Below are 18,335 nucleotides of genomic sequence, written 5' to 3'. Positions count from 1 at the left end.
GGGCCGTGTCCTGAGCCGTTTCTTCGAGGGGGATGAATCCAGGTGGCACAGCAACGCGCGGACGCACTGCTCGATCTGCCGGCAGCCGTGAGCGAGCTGCTCGGCCTGCCGGCCGAAAAGCTCGACGAGAATGCCCACCTCATCGAGATGGGGCTGGATTCCCTCGGGATGATGCGCCTGGCCGGGCGATGTCGCCGGGCCGGACTCGACATCCGCTTCGCCGACCTCATCGCCGAGCCGACCCTGGGAGCCTGGCGGCGGCTCGTCGAAGGGCGGTACCCGGGCGGCGAGGTCACCACGGTCGTGGACGTGGACGAGTCTGCGGCCTTCGACCTCGCGCTGATGCAGCACGCCTACTGGGTGGGCCGTGCGGACGGGCAGCAACTGGGCGGCGTGGCAGCGCACTTCTACCACGAGTTCGATGGGCGTGACGTGGACGCGGCCCGTCTGGACGCGGCGGTACGGGCCGTCCTCGCCCGGCATGGCATGCTGCGGGTGATCATCCTCGACGACGGACGCCAGCGCATCCTGCCCGAGAGCCCCTGGCCCGGACTGCGCGTGCACGACCTGCGCGAACTTGGCGCCGCAGAGGCCGAAGAGCGGTTGGGTGAGCTGCGCCGGGAACTGTCGCACCGCCGTATGGACATCGGTGCCGGGGAGGTTCTCGACGTCCAGCTGTCGCTTCTGCCCGACGCGCTACGACCGAGCGGCACACGGCTGCACGTCAATCTCGACATGATCGCCGCCGACGCGCTCAGCCTGCGCGTCCTGCTGGCCGACCTCGCCCGTGCGTACGCCGACCCCACTACGCCGTTGCCCGCCCTCGACTACAGCTTCCCCCGCTACCTCACCGAGCGTGCCGCCCTGCGGGACACACCGGTCCGCAAGGCTGCGTTGGACGCCGACCGCGCCTACTGGCAGCAGCGGCTGCCCGACTTGCCTGCGGCACCGCAACTTCCGGTGGGCGCGGGAGAATCGGAGGCCGTCACCGTCGTACGGCGACATCTGCACCTCGACGCCGAGCGCACCCGACGCTTCGAGGCAGCTGCCCGCCGCCACGGCCTCACCCCCGCGATGGCGCTCGCCGCCGTCTTCGCGGAAACGCTTCAGGCGTTCAGTGCGGCGCCGGACTTCGTGCTGAACCTGCCGCTGTTCGACCGGGAGCCGCTGCACGACGACGTCGCCTCGCTCGTCGGAGACTTCACCTCCTCGGTGCTGCTGGCCTGGCACGGCGGGATCCCTGGCACCTTCGCCGAACGCGCCGCCCGGCTGCAGGACCGTTTCCACCAGGACGCCGCGCACGCCGGGCACTCGGGTGTCGAGGTGCTGCGCGACGCCTCCCGGCTGCACGGTGAGCGCGTCCTCGCCCCCGTCGTCTACACCAGCGCCCTCGGCCTCGGGGAACTCTTCGCCGACGCCGTACGCGAGTGCTTCGGCGAGGCGTCCTGGATCATCTCGCAGGGCCCGCAGGTGTGGCTGGACGCACAGGTCACCGAGGTCAACGGCGGTCTGCTGGTCAACTGGGACGCGCGTGAGGACGCGTTCGCCCCCGGCGTCCTCGACGTCATGTTCGGCGCCTATCGCGGGCTGCTGGAGCGTCTGCTGGACGATCCGGCGGCCTGGGCCGAGCCGGTACCGGCGCTGTTGCCTACCGCGCAGCACGCGGTGCGCGAAGCCGTCAACGACAGGGACTGGCAGCAGGCTTCCGCACGCCTGCACGACGGCTTCTTCGCACAGGCCGACGCGCAACCCGACGCCCCCGCACTGCTGTGGGGCCGCAGCGGCTCGCTGTCGTACGGGGAACTCGCCGAGCGAGCCCTGAAGGTGGGCGGACACCTCAGGTCGCGCGGTGTCGTGCCCGGTGACCTGGTGGCCGTCACTCTGCCGAAGGGGCCCGACCAGATCATCGCCGTCCTCGGCGTTCTCGCCGCCGGCGCCGCCTACCTCCCGCTCGGTGTCGACCAGCCCCCGGCGCGCCGTGACCGCATCCACACCTCGGCCGGCATACGCCTGGTGCTCGACGACGTCGCCGTACCGGATGCCACCGAGCCGCTTCCCGCGCCTGTCCCCGGCGACCCGGCCGACCTCGCCTACGTCATCTACACGTCGGGCTCCACGGGTGAGCCGAAGGGCGTCGAGGTGACCCATGCGGCGGCCGTCAACACGATCGCCGACCTCAACGACCGCTTCCGGGTCGGGCCTTCCGACCGCGCACTGGCCGTGTCCGCACTCGACTTCGACCTGTCGGTGTACGACATCTTCGGCACCCTCGCCGCGGGCGGTGCGCTCGTCTGCGTCGAGGAGCCCGCGCGCCGGGACGCCACCGTCTGGGCCGACCTGATGCACACGCACGGGGTGACCCTCGTCAACTGCGTCCCCGCCCTGCTGGACATGCTCGTCACCGCGGCCGGGCCTGGCGCTCTGCCCACAGTCCGGCTCGTGCTGCTCGGCGGCGACTGGGTGCCGCTGGACCTGCCCGCTAGGATGCGCACGGCCGCGCCGGACTGCCGGTTCGTCGCACTGGGCGGTACCACCGAGACGGCCATCCACTCCACCGCCTGCGAGGTCGGCGACGTCCCGGCCGACTGGGTCTCGGTGCCGTACGGGACGCCGCTGCGGGGCGTGAGGTGCCGGGTCGTCGATCCGCTCGGCCGTGACTGCCCCGACTGGGTGCCCGGGGAACTGTGGATCGGCGGCAGGGGAGTGGCACGCGGTTACCGCGGCGACGCCGCTCGTTCCGCCGACCGGTTCCGCGAGGTGGACGGCGTGCGCTGGTACCGGACCGGCGACCGCGCCCGCTACTGGCCGGACGGCAGCCTGGAGTTCCTCGGCCGCGCCGACCACCAGGTCAAGGTGCGCGGCCACCGGATCGAACTCGGCGAGATCGAGGCGGCGTTGGCCGCCGCACCCGGCGTGGAGAAGGCCGCCGCGGTCGTCGGCGCCGACGGGCGACTCGGCGCCGCGGTCACCGGTGTGGCTGATCCGGCACAGTTGCGCGCGTTCGCCGCAGAGCGGCTGCCCTCCGCCATGGTCCCCGAACGGATCGCCGTCCTCGGCGAATTGCCCCTCACGGCCAACGGGAAGATCGACCGGAAGGCGATCGGTGGTCTTGTGGCGCACTGCAATGACGCCGACGCGCGGATCGTCACTCCTCCCCGTGGTGGGCGGGAACGCCAGGTCGCCCAGGCGTGGACGGACATCCTGGGCGCGGCCGGCATCGGACGAGAGGACGACTTCTTCGCCCTCGGCGGCGATTCCCTGCTCGCCACCCGCCTCATCGCCCGGCTGCGCGCCGAAGGCTGCGCCGAGGTACGGCTCTCCGACCTCTTCACCCACCCGGTCCTCGCCGACTTCGCCGCCCGGCTGCGCGCCGACACCGGGCGCCCCGCCGAGCGTACGGTGACGGCCGACCCCGACCGCCGGTATGAACCGTTCCCGCTCACCGACGTCCAGCGCGCCTACTGGCTCGGCCGGGACGAGGACTTCACGCTCGGCGGCATCGGATGCCACTTCTATCGCGAGTACGACGTCGAGGACCTGGACGTGGCCCGTCTGGAGACGGCACTCAACCGGCTGATCCGCCGCCACGAGATGCTGCGCGTGGTCGTCGACGAGCACGGTGAGCAGCGGATCCTGCCCGAGGTCCCGTCGTTCACCGTACAGATCACCGAGGCGGAGGCCGATCCTGACGCCGCCTTCGTCGCGCTGCGCGAGACCGCCTCCCACCAGGTGTTCGATCCCGGAACCTGGCCGCTGTTCGCCGTACGCGGTGTGCGGGCGGGCCGCCGGACCCGCCTCGCCATCGGCATCGACAACATCGCCCTCGACGCCCTGAGCATCCTGATCTTCTACACGGAACTCGCCACGCTGTACGCCGACCCGGACGCCCCGCTCCCGCCCGTAGGCGTGTCGTTCCGTGACTACCTGTGCTCCACCGCTCCGGAGCCGGAAGCGGTCGCCGCAGCCCGCGGCTACTGGTCCGACCTGCTGCCCCAGCTGCCTGCCGCCCCCGCGCTGCCGCTCGCCAAGGACCCGTCCACGGTCGTACACCCGCGCTTCACCCGCCGCGAGGCCCGCATCGGCCCGGAACGGTGGCAGGCCGTCACCGACCAGGCCCGTGCCCACGGCCTCACCCCCTCCGGGCTGCTGCTGACCGCCTTCGCGGACGTCCTCGGCCGTTGGAGCGCGAGGCCGGACCTGACCCTGAACCTCACCCTCTTCGACCGCCGCGACGTGCACCCCGACATCGGCAACGTCCTCGGCGACTTCACCTCGCTGATGCTCGTCTCGTCGCGCCCGCAGCCGGGGGACAGCTGGCTGACCCGAGCCCGGCGCGTTCAGGAGGAGCTGTGGCGCTCCCTCGACCACCGCGAGGTGTCCGCCGTATGGGTCCTGCGCGAGCTCGCCCGGCGCACCGGCGAGCCCGAGATCACCATGCCCGTCGTCTTCACCAGCGCCCTCGGCGTAGGCGGCGAGCCCCCGCGCGCACCCTTCGCCCAGCAGGTCTGGGGCGTCTCACAGACCCCGCAGGTGTGGCTCGACCACCAGGTCACCGAGGACGCCGGAGGCATCCGGCTGAACTGGGACGTCGTCGAGGAACTCTTCCCCGATGGGCTCGTCGACGCGATGTTCGACGCCTATCTGCGGCTGGTGGACTGGCTCGCCACCGGCGACTGGACCGCCCCGGCGCCCGATCTGCTGCCCGCGCCTCAACGGGAGACCCGAACCGCCGTCAATGCGACCGGCGCGGGCGTTGTCGGCCTGCTGCACGCCGGCTTCTTCCGCCGCGCCGCCGAACAGCCGCACCGCACCGCCCTGCTGTGGGGCGACGGCGACCGCATGAGCTACGGCGAACTCGCCGACCGCGCACTGCGGCTGGCCGGCGTTCTCGTCGAGCACGGCGTCCGACGCGGTGAGACGGTCGCCGTCGCGCTGCCCAAGGGACCTGATCAGATCGTGGCGGTGCTCGGCGTGCTGGCGGCCGGAGCCGCGTACGTACCCGTCGGCGTCGACCAGCCTCAGGCTCGCCGCGAGCGCATTCAGCGCCTCGCCGGAGTGCGCCTCGCCGTCACCGAGACACAGACGTCCGAGGGCGTCACGGCGGTACCCGTGGACGCGGTTCCCACGATGGACGTACCGGCCGCCCCTGTCGACCTGCCCCCGGACGCCCTCGCTTACGTCATCTTCACCTCAGGGTCCACCGGCGATCCCAAGGGCGTCGAGATCACCCACCGGGCCGCCGCCAACACCGTCACCGACATCAACGAGCGCTACGAGGTCACGGAGTCCGACCGGGCCCTCGCCGTGTCCGCGCTCGACTTCGACCTGTCGGTGTACGACGTCTTCGGGCCGCTCTCGGCGGGCGGCGCGGTCGTGTTGATCGACGAGGACGAGCGGCGAGACGCCCGCCGGTGGCTCGACCTGGTGCGCCGCCACCGGGTGACCCTGTGGAACACCGTGCCCGCCCTGCTCGACATGCTGCTCACCGCTGCGGAGGGCGCCCAGCCGCCGGATGCGCTGCGGCTGGCGCTGGTCTCCGGCGACTGGGTGGGCCTGGACCTGCCGGGGCGACTCGCCGAGCAGAACCCCTGGTGCCGGTTCATCGCGCTCGGTGGTGCGACCGAGGCCGCGATCTGGTCCAACGCGTACGAGGTCACCGACGTCGACCCCGCCTGGCGGTCGATCCCCTACGGCCGTCCGCTGCGCGGCCAGTCCTTCCGCGTGGTCGACGCCCACGGCCGCGACTGCCCGGACTGGGTGCCCGGCGAGCTGTGGATCGGTGGGGCCGGCGTGGCCCGCGGCTACATGGGGGACGTGGCCCGTACCGCCGAGCGGTTCCGTGAGGTGGCAGGCGTGCGCTGGTACCGGACCGGTGACCTGGGCCGCTACTGGCCCGACGGCACCCTGGAGTTCCTCGGCCGCGCCGACCACCAGGTCAAGATCCGCGGCCACCGCATCGAACTCGGCGAGATCGAGGCGGCCCTGCGGGACGCCCCCGGCGTGGGGCGGGCGCTGGTCTGCGTGGCGGGGGAGGGCGCGGCGCGACGGCTGGTCGCCGGCGTCGTCCCGGAGACCGGTTCCGTCGCGACGCAGGTGCACAGCACGCAACTGAACGACAGCGCCCGGCAGTTCAGGGAGCGAACGCGGGACGTGGAGAGTGCCGTGGCGGAGGCGTTCCTGGTACGGCTGCTCGACCCGGGCGAGGCGCTGACCGAGGCCCAGTGGGCGTCCCGGCTGGGCGTCGCCGAGGAGCACCTGCCCGTGTTCCGGTTGTGGTTGGGGTGGCTCGCCGCGCGGAAGGTCCTCGTACGCGACGGCACGACGTACGCCACGGGGCCCGAGGCCGCCACGGCCCTGGCCCGCGCGGAAGCCGCAGAGAAGGGGACCGACGGCTACAGTGCCCTGCTCGCCCGGGCGTACACGCGGCTCACCGAGCGGCTCGCCGACTACCGGGACATCCTCGCCGGGCGCCTGGCCGCGGCCGTCCTGCTCGACGACGACGTCCTCGCTCCTGCCCAGCTTGCGGCTGCCGATCCCGGCGGCGAAGCGGCCCTCGACGAAGTGGCCGACCGAATACGGCAGGAGGGCCGCCCCGTCGACATCGTCGAACTCGGCGGCGGAGACGGCGTCTGGGCCGAACGCCTGCTGAGCAGGCTGGCACCCGAACAGGTGCGGTACACCCTGCTGGACGGTGACCCGGCTCTCCTCGAGGCGGCTCAGCAGCGCCTGGCCTCCCTCCCGCACGAGGTGACCTGTCGCCGGCTGCCCGGCCTGCTCGTACCGGACGAGCTGCGGCACCGCTTCGACATCGTCCTGGCGAACCAGGTCCTGCACCGCAATCCGGATCCCGCCCAGGGCCCCGCGCTGGCCGGTCTGCTGGCTCGCCGGGACGGGTTGCTGCTGGCCGTGGAGCGATCCGAGCTGACCCCGGTCGCGCTGCTCACGGCCACGTTGCTCGACGGCGGGTACGTCGGCTTCGACCGCGAGCGGAGCGCGGCGGGAACGCCCGTGCTGCCGCCGCAGCGGTGGGCCGAACTGCTCGGTGCCGCCGGATTCAGCGAGGTCGTCCACGACCCGGTCGGCCACTCCTTCACCGAGCTGCTCCAGGCCCGCAGGCCGGCCGATGCCGTCGACATGGACCCGGCCGCGCTGCGCGACCACGCCGCCCAGCGGCTGCCCGCGCACATGGTCCCCGAGCGGTTCGCCGTCCTGCCGTGGCTGCCGCTCGGCGCGAACGGGAAGGTCGACCGCGCGGCCGTCGCCACCCTCATCGGCACCACCCAGAACGAGGATCCGGACGAGCCGCCGCAGGGCGAACTCGAGAAGGTCATCGCCGAGATCTGGACCGAGCTGCTCGCTGTGCCCGCGGTCGGCCGCAGGCAGAGCTTCTTCACCCTGGGCGGCGACAGCCTCCTCGCGACCCGCTTCCTGGCGCAGGTGACGCGGCGCTTCGGTGTCCAGCTGCCGCTGCGCCGTCTGTTCGCGGGCCCGACCCTCGCACAGGTCGCGCAGCTGCTCGACGCGGAACTGAGCGCGGAGACCGAGGAGGGCACGCTGTGATCGGCGTACTCGGCGGATACGGCGCCGTCGGCGGCCACGCGGCGCGCCTGCTCGCCCGGTGGGGATCGGGAGCGCTGCGGATCGGCGGACGCGACGACGTACGCGCCAAGCGATTCGTCGCCGCACACCTGGCGGACGTGGAGGCCGAGGCGATCACGGTCGACATCGAGGACTCCGCCTCACTTGCCGCCTTCCTGCGTGGTTGCGACCTGGTCGTCAACTGCGCCGGACCGGCGCACCGCACCTCCGAGCGGGTGACGTTCGCCGCGCTGATGGCGGGCGCCCAACTCGTCGACGCGGGCGGTGGCGGACGGCTGGACCACGTCCGCACGGCAGTTGGCGAACGCACCGTGCTCTTCGACGCCGGCGCGCTGCCGGGCCTGTCCGGACTGCTGCCCCGGTGGCTGGCCGCCGCACACTTCGACTCCGTGCACGGGCTCACGGCGTACGCCGGAGTTCTGGACCGCTTCACCGCCACCGGCGCCGACGACTACCTCGACGGCGTGCTCGGTGCTGCCAACGAACCCCTCGCCGCCTGGAGGGAGGGCGCAAGGCGCTCAGGAGTGCTGCAGCGACGGACGGAGGTGCCGCTGGCCTCCTTCCCGCGCCCGGTGACGGTCTTCCCCTACCTGGACGCCGAGAGCGAGCGTCTGGCCCGCGACCTGTCGCTCACCCACGGCAGCTGGTACACCGCCGTGGACGGGGAGCACCTGGCCGCGGCGCTCGGGGCGGCTCGCGGCACGGACCGCGCCGACGCCGTCGAGGCCCTGCGCCGCGCCACGGCACTCGACACCGCCGGACGCACTCCCTATGTGACCCTGCTGGTCCAGCTCGACGGCACGCACGCCGGACAGCCCCTGACCCGTACGGCCGTTCTGCGGTCCTCGGGCATCGCCCAACTCACGGGTGCTGTCACCGCGGTGGCCGCTCTCGCCGTGCTACGCGGTGAGGTGCCGCACGGCACGCACCGGGGCGACGCGGCCCTGGACCCGGTCACCGCCATCACCCGCCTGACCGGCGAACCCGGACTGTGCGACCTCCGCGTGCACGACGCGGCGATCGACGAACTCACCGCGGTGGAGGAAGGAGCCCTGTGAAGACGCTGAAGACCGTGGTGTGCGGGACGACGTTCGGGCAGTTCTACCTGGCCGCGCTGAAGCGGCTGCCCGAGGAGTTCGAGGTCGTGGGAGTGCTGGCCTCGGGCAGCGCGCGCTCCGTCGAGTGCGCCGAGCGCCACGGCGTACCCCTGTACACGGACGTGGACCACCTCCCCGACGACGTGGACCTCGCCTGTGTCGTCGTCCGCTCCGGCGTCCTCGGCGGCGCCGGAACCGACCTGGCGCTGCGGCTGCTGCGCCGCGGCGTCCACGTCGTCCAGGAACAGCCCGTCCACCACGACGACCTGGTCGCCTGCCTGCGCGAGGCCCGCAGGCACGGGGTGCGCTACCGGCTCGGCGACCTGTACGTGCGGCTGCCGGAGGTGCGGCGCTTCACCCAGGCCGCCCGGACGGCGCTCGCCCGGCAGCCCCTGGCTTACGTCGACGCGGCCTGCGCCTCGCAGGTGGCCTTCCCCCTGCTGCACATCCTGGGCGAGGCGCTCGGCGGGCTGCGGCCCTGGGGCGTGCGAGCCGTGGCGTCCGACACCGACGCCCCGTTCTCGGTGCTCACCGGCACCATCGGCGGGGCGCCTCTCACCCTGCGCGTGCACAACCAGGTCGACCCCGACGACCCCGACAACCACCTGCACCTCCTGCACCGCGTCACCCTTGGCACCGCCGGCGGCAGCCTCACCCTCACCGACCCGCACGGACCGGTGCTGTGGAGCCCGCGCCTGCATGTCCCGGAGCCAGTGAAGAACCGCTTCGACTTCCGGGCCGCGGGCACCGAGCATCTGGCCGAACCCAGTACGACACTGCTCAGCCCGGAGCCCCCGGCGGACTACCGGCAGCTGCTGCGCGACCAGTGGACGGCGGCGATCGGCGCGGACCTGCGGGCGGTGCGGGCCGCGATCCTCGGCGAGCCCGACGCGGAACGGCCCGACCAGTACCACCTGACCCTGAGCCGCATGTGGCAGGACCTCACCAAGGAACTCGGCTACCCGGTCCTGCGGCCCGCTCAGTCGCACCAGCCGCTCTCAGCAGGCGAGTTGATCACCGAGAACGATCTGGTCCGGCACGCGGCCGTAGAGGCCGACCGCCGCGTGGGCACCGTCGACCGTCACCTGGTCACCGACTTCGTACGGCAGCTCGACCAGGCCGTGCTCGGCTCGATGCTCGCCGCACTGCAGGGAGCCGGAGTGCTGGACGACCCGGGACGCGCTCACACCGCCGAGGAGATCCTGGCCGCCGCACGGGTCGCGCCGGCGCACCAGGCGCTCATCCGGCGCTGGCTGCGCGTCCTGGCCGAGCGCGCGCTGATCGGCCAGGAGGGCGACCTGTTCCGGGGGACGGCTCTGACGGATTCCGTCGCGGTGGACCGGTCCTGGGGCGCAGCTGCCATCACCTGGCAACAGGGCCTCGGATCCCGCGAGTTCGTGGCCTACCTGCGGCGCAATGCCACATGCCTGCCCCAGCTGATGCGAGGCGAACAGCAGGCTGCCCTACTGCTCTTCCCGGAAGGCCGCATGGAGGTCGCGGACGCCGTCTACCGGGACACCGTCACCGCGCGCTACCTCAACACTGCCGTCGCCACCGTCGTGCGGTCCCTGGCCGCGGTGCGCGACGCCACGCGTCCGTTGCGCGTGGTCGAGGTCGGCGCGGGCACCGGGGCGACCACGGAGGCGGTCGCCGCCGCCCTCGCCGAGGACGGACGCGGACGGCCGCCGGTCGACTACCTCTTCACCGACGTCTCGCACTTCTTTGTCACGGTCGCGAAGGAACGCCACGCCGACCGGCCCTGGATCCGCCACGGCCTGTACGACATCGACGAGGACCCGGCAGCCCAGGGACTCGAACTCGGCACGGCGGACGTCGTCATCGCCGCAGGTGTCCTCAACAACGCCCGCGACACCGAGGCGACCGTGCGCTCTCTGGCCGGCCTGCTGGCCCCGGGCGGCCGACTGCTCATCACCGAGCCCACCCGTGAGCACCTGGAGATCCTGGCCTCACAGGCGTTCATGATGACCGCCCCCGAGGACGCCCGACGGGACGCCGACACGACCTTCCTCTCCCGGCAGCAGTGGCTCGACGTGCTGGGAAGGGCGGGGTTCACACAGGTCGTGACCGTGCCGGGCGAGGACCATCCGCTGGCGCCGCTCGGACAACGACTGTTCGCGGCCCGCTTCAACTGATCAATGGGGGAAAACAACGTGCTGCGATGCAGCCATGTCCTGTGCAAGGTCGACGACGTCCGGTCGGTCGTACGGGACTACGAGAGCCTCGGCTTCACCGTCGAGTACGGCAGCGCTCCCGAGCGTGCCCACAACGCCCTGCTGTGGTTCGAGGAAGGCCCGTTCATCGAGTTCTTCCAACTGCCGCCCGTCTTCCGACTCGCGAAGTGGCCGATGGCCGCCGTCCACGGCAGGGCGGCCGGCCATCTGCTGGCCCATTGGTCCCGGCCGGGCCAGGGCTGGCGGGATCTGGCACTGGAGACCGACGACACCTCGCTCGACCGTGTGCACAGCGTCCTGCGGGGATCCGGAGTCGGCGTCTCCCGCGTCATGAAGGGCGGCCGCACCCGGCCCGACGGCAACCGTGTGCGCTACCAGTTCCTCGCCACGCGCCCGGCCCGGCTGCCGTTCGTCGTGTCCGCCTACGACCCGCCGCAGCGCCCCGCCGCCGTCCACCACCCCAACGGGGCCCGGCGCATCGCACGGGTCCGGATGGGCGTGAGCGAGCACGACCGCGCCGCCTACGACACCCTCGCCGCCCACCTGGAGCAGGACGGCCCGCTCACCGTGCAGACGTCCCCTGCCACAGGTGTCCTGTCGGTCGAACTCGACGGCGTCACCGGTCGCTTGGACCCGGCCTTGCTGCACGGGGCCGTGCTGACGGCACCGGCCCGGAAGGAGTAGCCCGTGCTCACCCTTCCCGGCTTCCGCGGCCGGCTCCTCACTCCCGGCGCCGCCGGCTACGACCGGGCCCGCCGCGTCCGCAACGCCCGCGCCGACCACCGCCCCGCCCTGATCGCCCGCTGTACGGACGCCGACGACGTGATCGCCGTCCTCGCCCACGCCCGCACTCACGGACTGCCGGTTGCCGTGCGGGGAGGCGGAGCCAACGTGGCGGGCTGGGGCACCTGCGACGACGGTGCCGTGATCGACCTCGGCGGCATGAAGCGCATCGACGTCGATCCCCTCTCCCGTACCGCCGTGGCCGAACCCGGTCTGACCTGGGGCGAGTTCGACGCCGTGACACAAGAACACGGGCTCGCCGTGCCCGGCCCGCGCAACACCGATGTCGGGATCGCGGGCCACACCCTCGGCGGCGGCGTCGGCGACCTGTCCCGCCAGCACGGGCTCACCAGCGACAACGTCACCTTCTTCGAGCTGGTCACCGCCGACGGCCGTCATGTGCGCGCCGACGCCGACACGCACACCGACCTGTTCTGGGCCCTGCGCGGAGGCGGCGGCAACTTCGGCGTCGTCACCCGCTTCGGCTTCCGCCTGCATCCTGTGAACGGCGTCGTCGCAGGGGCCCTGGTCCACCCGGCGTCCCAGGCACGCACCGCCCTGCGCACGGCCCGGGACTGGCTGGCCACCGCACCCGACGCGGCATCGCTGATCGTCCTCGTCTGGACCGCGCCGCCGCTGCCGTTCATCCCCGAGTACCTGCACTTCGAGCGGTGCGCGGTACTGATCCCCAGCTGGTTCGGGCCCACCGACCAGGCCGACGAAGTGCTCGCACCCCTGCGGCACGGTGCGGTCGCCGACCGCATCTCCCACCGGCCCTACACCGCCTACCAGCGCCTGCTGCCGTCACCCCCCGACGTCGCCCGTCAGCACGTCTACAACCGCGGTGAACTCCTCCCCGACCTCGACGACGCCACGCTCGACCTCCTCGTCGACCACTGGGAGTCGGCCGGTCCGAACTTCTCCGTCGTCCTCGGCGCGCTCGGCGGCGCCATCGGCCGGGCGCCCGCCGGACCCACGGCGTTCAGCCACCGCGACGCCCGCTGGTTCGTGGAGATCTGCGCCCAGTGGTACGGCGACCCCGACAGCCCCGAGCACCTCGAACCGGCCCGCACCTGCTGGCAGGCCCTCCAGAAGGTCACCAACGGGCCCTACGTCAACCTCCTGCCCGACCCGGAGCCCCAGTGGGTGCGTGCCGCCTACGGCACGGAGACGTACCGGCGCCTGATCGGCGTCAAGGACACCTGGGACCCGGACAACCTCTTCCGTTTCAACGCCAACATCCTGCCCTCCACCACTTCCGTCACGGCCAAGGAGAACAACCGATGACCCTCGCATCCGCCCCGGCCGAACTGATCGCCGCGCTGCGGCAGGCGGGCGTCCAGCTGTGGGAGGAGGACGGCACCCTCCGCTACCGCGCCCCGAAGGGCGCACTGAATGCCGGACACCTCCAGGCACTGAAGGCCGGTAAGGCAGCCGTGCTGGAGTGTCTGCGGGCCGAGGCCCGGCCCAGCGCGCTCACTCCCGACCCTGCAGCCCGCCACGAGCCGTTCCCGCTGACCGACGTCCAGGCCGCCTACCTTCTCGGCCGCAACGAGGTCTTCGGCTACGGCGGCGTCGCCTGCCACGTCTATCTCGAAGTCACCTACCCCGACCTGGATCCAGTCCGCGTGGAGGACGCCTGGAACCGGCTCGTCGAACGGCACGACATGCTGCGTGCAGTCATCGACCCGGCGGGCCACCAGCAGGTGTTGCCGAGCGTGCCGCGCCTGCGTGTGCCGGTCGCGGAGGGCGAGGACGCGCTGCTGCGCGCCCGCGAGGAAATGAGCCACCGTGTCTACGACACCACGGCCTGGCCCCTGTTCGAGCTGCGCATGACCCGTACCGGCGCGCGAGCGGTTCTGCATCTGTCGATGGACTTCCTGATCGCGGACTGGGCCAGCATCTGGCTGCTGCTCGGCGAGTTCGAGATCCTGCACGCCGACCGGGACGCCCAACTCACCGACCCCGCCGTCCAGTTCCGCGACTACCTGCTCGCCGAGCGCGCCCTCCGGGAGTCCCCGGCCCACCAGCGGGACAAGGACTACTGGTGGTCCCGGCTCGACACGCTGCCGCCCGCCCCCGACCTGCCGACCGCCGGCGTCGCGGCGGACGAACCGCGCTTCCGCCGCCGCTTCCTCAAGCTCGACACACCCGCCTGGGAACGCCTGAAGGACCGTGCCCAGCGCCGCGGCCTCACCCCGTCCTCGGTCGTCCTCGCCGCCTACTCCGCCGTGATCGGCCGCTGGAGCCGCACCCCGCGCTTCTGCCTCAACCTCACGGTCCTCAACCGGCTGCCGCTGCACGAGCAGATCGGCCGCGTCGTCGGCGACTTCACCACCGTCAACCTCCTCGCCGTCGAACCGGCGCCCGGCGCCACCTTCACCGAGCGGGCCCAGGCCGTGGCCGGCCAGCTCTTCGACGACCTCGACCACCGCCTGTACTCCGGTGTCGAGGTGCTGCGTGAACTCGCCCGCCGCCGGGGCCGCGACGCCGCCCTCATGCCGGTGGTGTTCACCAGCGCCATCGGTCTCGGCGATGGCGGCACCGGCCGCCGCGCCCAGGGCCGCCTGGACGGCTTCGGCATCACCCAGACCCCGCAGGTCTTCATCGACTGCCAGGCCATGGACGACGCCGAAGGACTCCAGGTCAACTGGGACGTCCGTGAGGGCGTGTTCCCCGGCGGCCTCGTAGACGACATGTTCGACGCCTTCGACACCCTCATACGGGCCCTCGCCGACGGCGACGACCTCTGGGACCGCACGGACGTGATCCCGCTGCCCGCCTGGCAGAGCGACGAGCGTCGCCGCGCCAACGACACCGCGGCCGAACTCCCCGACGGCCTGCTGCACCACGCTGTGTTCGCGCAGGCGGCCCGCACCCCGGACCGGCCCGCCGTGATCGGCCCGCAGGCCACCCTCACCTACGGCGAGCTCGCCGCGAGGTCCACCGCCGTCGCCGAACAGCTCCGCGCGGCGGGGTGCGAGGCCGGGGACCGGGTCGCGATCGTCATGGACAAGGGCCCCGAGCAGGTCATCGCGGTCCTCGGCACCCTGCTCGCCGGTGCCGTGTACCTGCCGGTCGACACCGCGCAGCCGCCCCTGCGCCGTGCCGCCATGATCGGCGACGCCGGGGTCCGCCACGTCCTCACCCAGTCCTGGGTGGGGGCGGAGTGGCCCGAGAACGGTCACGTCATCGCGGTCGACACGCTCACGCCGGTGACACCGATCGAGCCGGCGCAGGGCGACCCGGACGCCCCGGCCTACGTGATCTACACCTCGGGCTCCACTGGGCGCCCCAAGGGCGTCGTCATCAGCCATCGGGCCGCGCTCAACACGATCCAGGATGTGAACCGCCGCTTCGGCGTCACCGCGGACGACCGGGTCCTTGGTCTGGCCGGCCTGGGTTTCGACCTGTCCGTGTACGACATCTTCGGCCCGCTCGCCGTCGGCGGCTCCCTCGTGCTGCCCGATCGCGAGCGCCGCACCGACCCCTCCCACTGGGCCGAACTGATCGCCGAGCACGGCGTCACCGTCTGGAACTCGGTCCCGGCGCTGATGCAGATGCTCGCGACCTACCTGGAGACCGAGTCGGGCCTCGATCTTGCGAGTCTCCGCCTCGTCCTGCTGTCCGGCGACTGGATCCCCGTGACTCTGCCGGGCATGCTCGCGCCCCGTCTCCCGGGGCTGAAGGTGGTCGCGCTGGGCGGTGCCACCGAGGCGTCCATCTGGTCCAACTACCACGTGTGCGAGGGAAGCTACGAGGGCCGTCGCAGCGTCCCGTACGGTCTGCCGCTCGCCAACCAGGGCTTCCGGGTGCTGGATGCGGAGCTGTGTGACTGCCCGGTGTGGGTGGCGGGGGAGCTGTACATCAGCGGCCATGGCCTCGCCCAGGGCTACCTGGGCGATCCGGAGACCACCGCCCGCCGGTTCGTCACCCGTGATGGACAACGCCTCTACCGGACCGGCGACGTGGGCCGCTATCTCCCCGGCGGCGAGATCGAGTTCCTGGGCCGCGAGGACAACCAGGTGAAGATCCGCGGTCACCGCATCGAACTCGGCGAGATCGAGGCGGCGCTGCTGGAGCATCCGGCGGTGGCGGCGGCAGCCGTGGTCGTCGACGGCACGGGCGAGGACCGGGCTCTCCTCGCCGTCGTCGAGCCTGCTCCCGCCGAACGGGCCCCGGACGCCTCCCCGGCACGGGAAGTAAGCGCGGCGGCCGATGCCACCCTCCCCGACGTGGACCATGACCGGGTGGCCGCCCATGCCGACGCCTTCGACGCCGCCGTCCTGTCCTCGATGGCCTGTGCGCTGCGGGAGCTGGGTCTGTTCCCGTCCGAGGACGGCAAGTCCTCGCAGCAGGCCCTGACGGACGCGGGCATCGAACCGCGCCACCACTGGCTGCTACGCCGCTGGCTGGCGGTGCTGGACGAGCACGGCATCGGCGAGGCGGACGACACGACCGCGGTTCGCCTGTGGGCCGAGGCCGAGTCCGCCTGGAGTGACGAGATCGCCTCCCGAGACTTCCTGACCTACGTCAAGAACCACGCCGACCGCCTGCCCGAGCTGCTCACCGGCCGCCAGGACCCGGTGGAACTCCTCTTCCCCGACGGCGACTTCGCCACTGCGTACGCCCTGTACCGCCGCAACGCCACCGCCCGCTACCTGAACCGGGCCGTCACGGCTGTCCTGGAGCACATCACCGCCGACCGCCCGCTGCGCGTCCTCGAAGTCGGCGCAGGCACCGGCGGCACCACCGAGGACGCCCTGACGGCACTGGCAGGCCGGGACGGCTGCACGTACCACTTCACGGACGTCGCTGCCTTCTTCCTGCCCGAGGCCCGCCGCCGTTTCGGCGACCGCGAGCGCCCGCGGATGAGCTTCGGCGTCTTCGACGTCGATGCCGACCACCGCGCCCAGGGCCTCGCCCCGAACGCGTACGACGTCGTCCTGGCCGCCGGCGTGCTGGAGAACGCCCGCGACATCCGGGCGTCCCTGGCCCGGCTCACCGAACTCGTCGCGCCGGGCGGCTGGCTGATCCTCACCGAGCCCACCCGCGAGCACCCGTGGATCCTGGCCTCGCAGGCGTTCATGATGACCGAGCCGGAGGACGACCGGGCCCTCGGCGGCACCTCCTACCTCGGCCGAGACCAGTGGCTCAGCCTGCTGCGCGAGGCCGGCGCCGACGAGGTGCTGTGCCTGCCCGAGGACGGGCACCCGCTGGCCCCGCAGCGTGTGCACCTCTTCGCCGCCCGCCTGAAGACCGACCGGGTGTACCTCACCGAGCCGGACCTGGCCGCGTTCCTGCGTGACCGGCTGCCCGTCCACATGATCCCGACGCACCTCCAGATCGTGGACACGCTGCCGCTGACCGCCAACGGCAAGATCGACCGCCGTACGCTCCAGAGCTGGCGGCCCGCCGCCACCGAGGCGAAGGCGATCGCGGAGACACCCGCAGACCCCTTCGAGTCGCGCCTCGCCGCCCTGTGGGTGGACGCATTGCCCAGCGGCCGTGTCGGCCGTACCGACAGCTTCTACGACCACGGGGCCGACTCCCTGATCATGGCCCGGATGGCCGGCCGCCTGCGCGAGGAGGTCCCCGAGGCGTCAGGCATCCCCTTCGACACGCTGCTACGGCAGCTGCTCAACCACCCGACGCTCGCCGAACTGGCCGCCTTCCTACGCGACTCGGGGCACACCGGGACCGAGCCCTCCCTGCGTCGTGCCGCCACCGGCAACGCCGCCCTGATGTCGTTCAGCACCACCGGCGACGGCCCCCTGCGGGTGATGTTCCATGCCGGGCTCGGCACCATGGACTGCTACCGGCCGCTCGCCGCCCGCCTGGTCGAGCAGGACCTCGGCCCGGTCCTCGGCATCGTCATCGACGACACCGAGCGCTACCTCGCCCAGGACCCGGCCACCGTCATCGAGCGCGCCGCGGACGACTACGCCGAACGCCTGCTGGCCGAGGGACACGACCGGCTCCAGCTCGTCGGCTACTGCCTGGGCGGCCTGTACGCCACCGAGGTCGCCCGGCGCCTGGACGAGCGCGGCGTGACCGTCGAGGACCTCGTGCTCATCAGCAGCCACCCGGTCGTCGTCGACGTCGAGGACGACCTGATGATCGAGATTCTCTTCGTGCCCAACCTGCACATCTCCCTTGCCCAGACCGGGTTCGGCGACATCGACGGGGACACCGTCGTACGCGGCTTCATGCAGGTCATCGAACGCAACGGCGGCAAGGTCCCGCTGGGCGCGCTCGTCGAGGTCGACGGCCCCGCCGGAGACTTCTTCCGGAGCCTGGCCTCGTACACGCGTGAGGAGCGGTTCGCCGTGTACGCCCGGACGGCGACCGAGGCAGGCGGCCAGACTGTGCCGCCGGAGATGGTCGCCGCGATGTTCCGGGTGTTCCGGCAGAGCTTCCTGTCGGCCCGGTTCACCCCGGAACCGTACGCCGGAGACATCCGCTTTCTGCTGCCGCGTGGCGCCTCCGGCTTCGCGCCCGGCATGGACGACACCACGCTCGCCTTCTGGCGGGACGTGTCCATCGGCGACCTGCCCGTCACCGGCATCGAGGGCAACCACTTCACCTGCATCGAAGAGCCCGACGTCGCCCACGTCGCCGACCTCGTGGCCGCACCGCTGCGCGGCCTGCACCGCCGCTGACC

6 protein-coding genes are annotated in these 18,335 nt (G+C 72.4%); all 6 read left to right on the top strand.

What is annotated here, in order from left to right:
* Positions 1 to 42 precede the first annotated feature (42 nt).
* From ABZ937_RS06295 to ABZ937_RS06270, 6 genes are read left to right on the top strand one after another with little or no spacing between them, the layout of a single operon-like run.
* Positions 43 to 7,560: an amino acid adenylation domain-containing protein gene (locus ABZ937_RS06295; protein WP_361686313.1), complete on the top strand. Its 7,518-nt coding sequence runs from the start codon at positions 43 to 45 to the stop codon at positions 7,558 to 7,560.
* A complete protein-coding gene (locus tag ABZ937_RS06290; protein ID WP_361686310.1) occupies positions 7,557 to 8,657 on the top strand; it encodes a saccharopine dehydrogenase NADP-binding domain-containing protein in 1,101 nt (366 codons plus the stop codon). Before ABZ937_RS06295 ends, ABZ937_RS06290 begins: the two co-directional genes overlap by 4 nt.
* A complete protein-coding gene (locus tag ABZ937_RS06285) occupies positions 8,654 to 10,849 on the top strand; it encodes a bifunctional Gfo/Idh/MocA family oxidoreductase/class I SAM-dependent methyltransferase (protein ID WP_361686307.1) in 2,196 nt (731 codons plus the stop codon). Before ABZ937_RS06290 ends, ABZ937_RS06285 begins: the two co-directional genes overlap by 4 nt.
* 18 nt (positions 10,850 to 10,867) lie before the next feature.
* The gene (locus ABZ937_RS06280) at positions 10,868 to 11,572 is read left to right on the top strand and encodes a VOC family protein (RefSeq protein WP_361686304.1); all 705 of its coding nucleotides are present in this window, start codon (positions 10,868 to 10,870) and stop codon (positions 11,570 to 11,572) included.
* Between the two features lie 3 nt (positions 11,573 to 11,575).
* Positions 11,576 to 12,958, top strand: coding sequence for an FAD-binding oxidoreductase (locus ABZ937_RS06275; protein WP_361686301.1), 1,383 nt, complete (start codon positions 11,576 to 11,578; stop codon positions 12,956 to 12,958).
* Positions 12,955 to 18,333: an amino acid adenylation domain-containing protein gene (locus ABZ937_RS06270; protein ID WP_361686298.1), complete on the top strand. Its 5,379-nt coding sequence runs from the start codon at positions 12,955 to 12,957 to the stop codon at positions 18,331 to 18,333. Before ABZ937_RS06275 ends, ABZ937_RS06270 begins: the two co-directional genes overlap by 4 nt.
* Positions 18,334 to 18,335: the final 2 nt, after the last annotated feature.

The organism is Streptomyces sp. NPDC046727 (genome assembly GCF_040645635.1).
GTDB lineage: Bacteria > Actinomycetota > Actinomycetes > Streptomycetales > Streptomycetaceae > Streptomyces.
Note: the sequence above shows the minus strand (reverse complement) of the source record. Positions and strands in the feature narration are given on the sequence as shown.

Bases quoted from the DNA above. Each gene is read 5' to 3' on its own strand.
- ABZ937_RS06270 (WP_361686298.1), top strand. From the start codon at position 12,955: ATGACCCTCGCATCCGCCCCGGCCGAACTGATCGCCGCGCTGCGGCAG.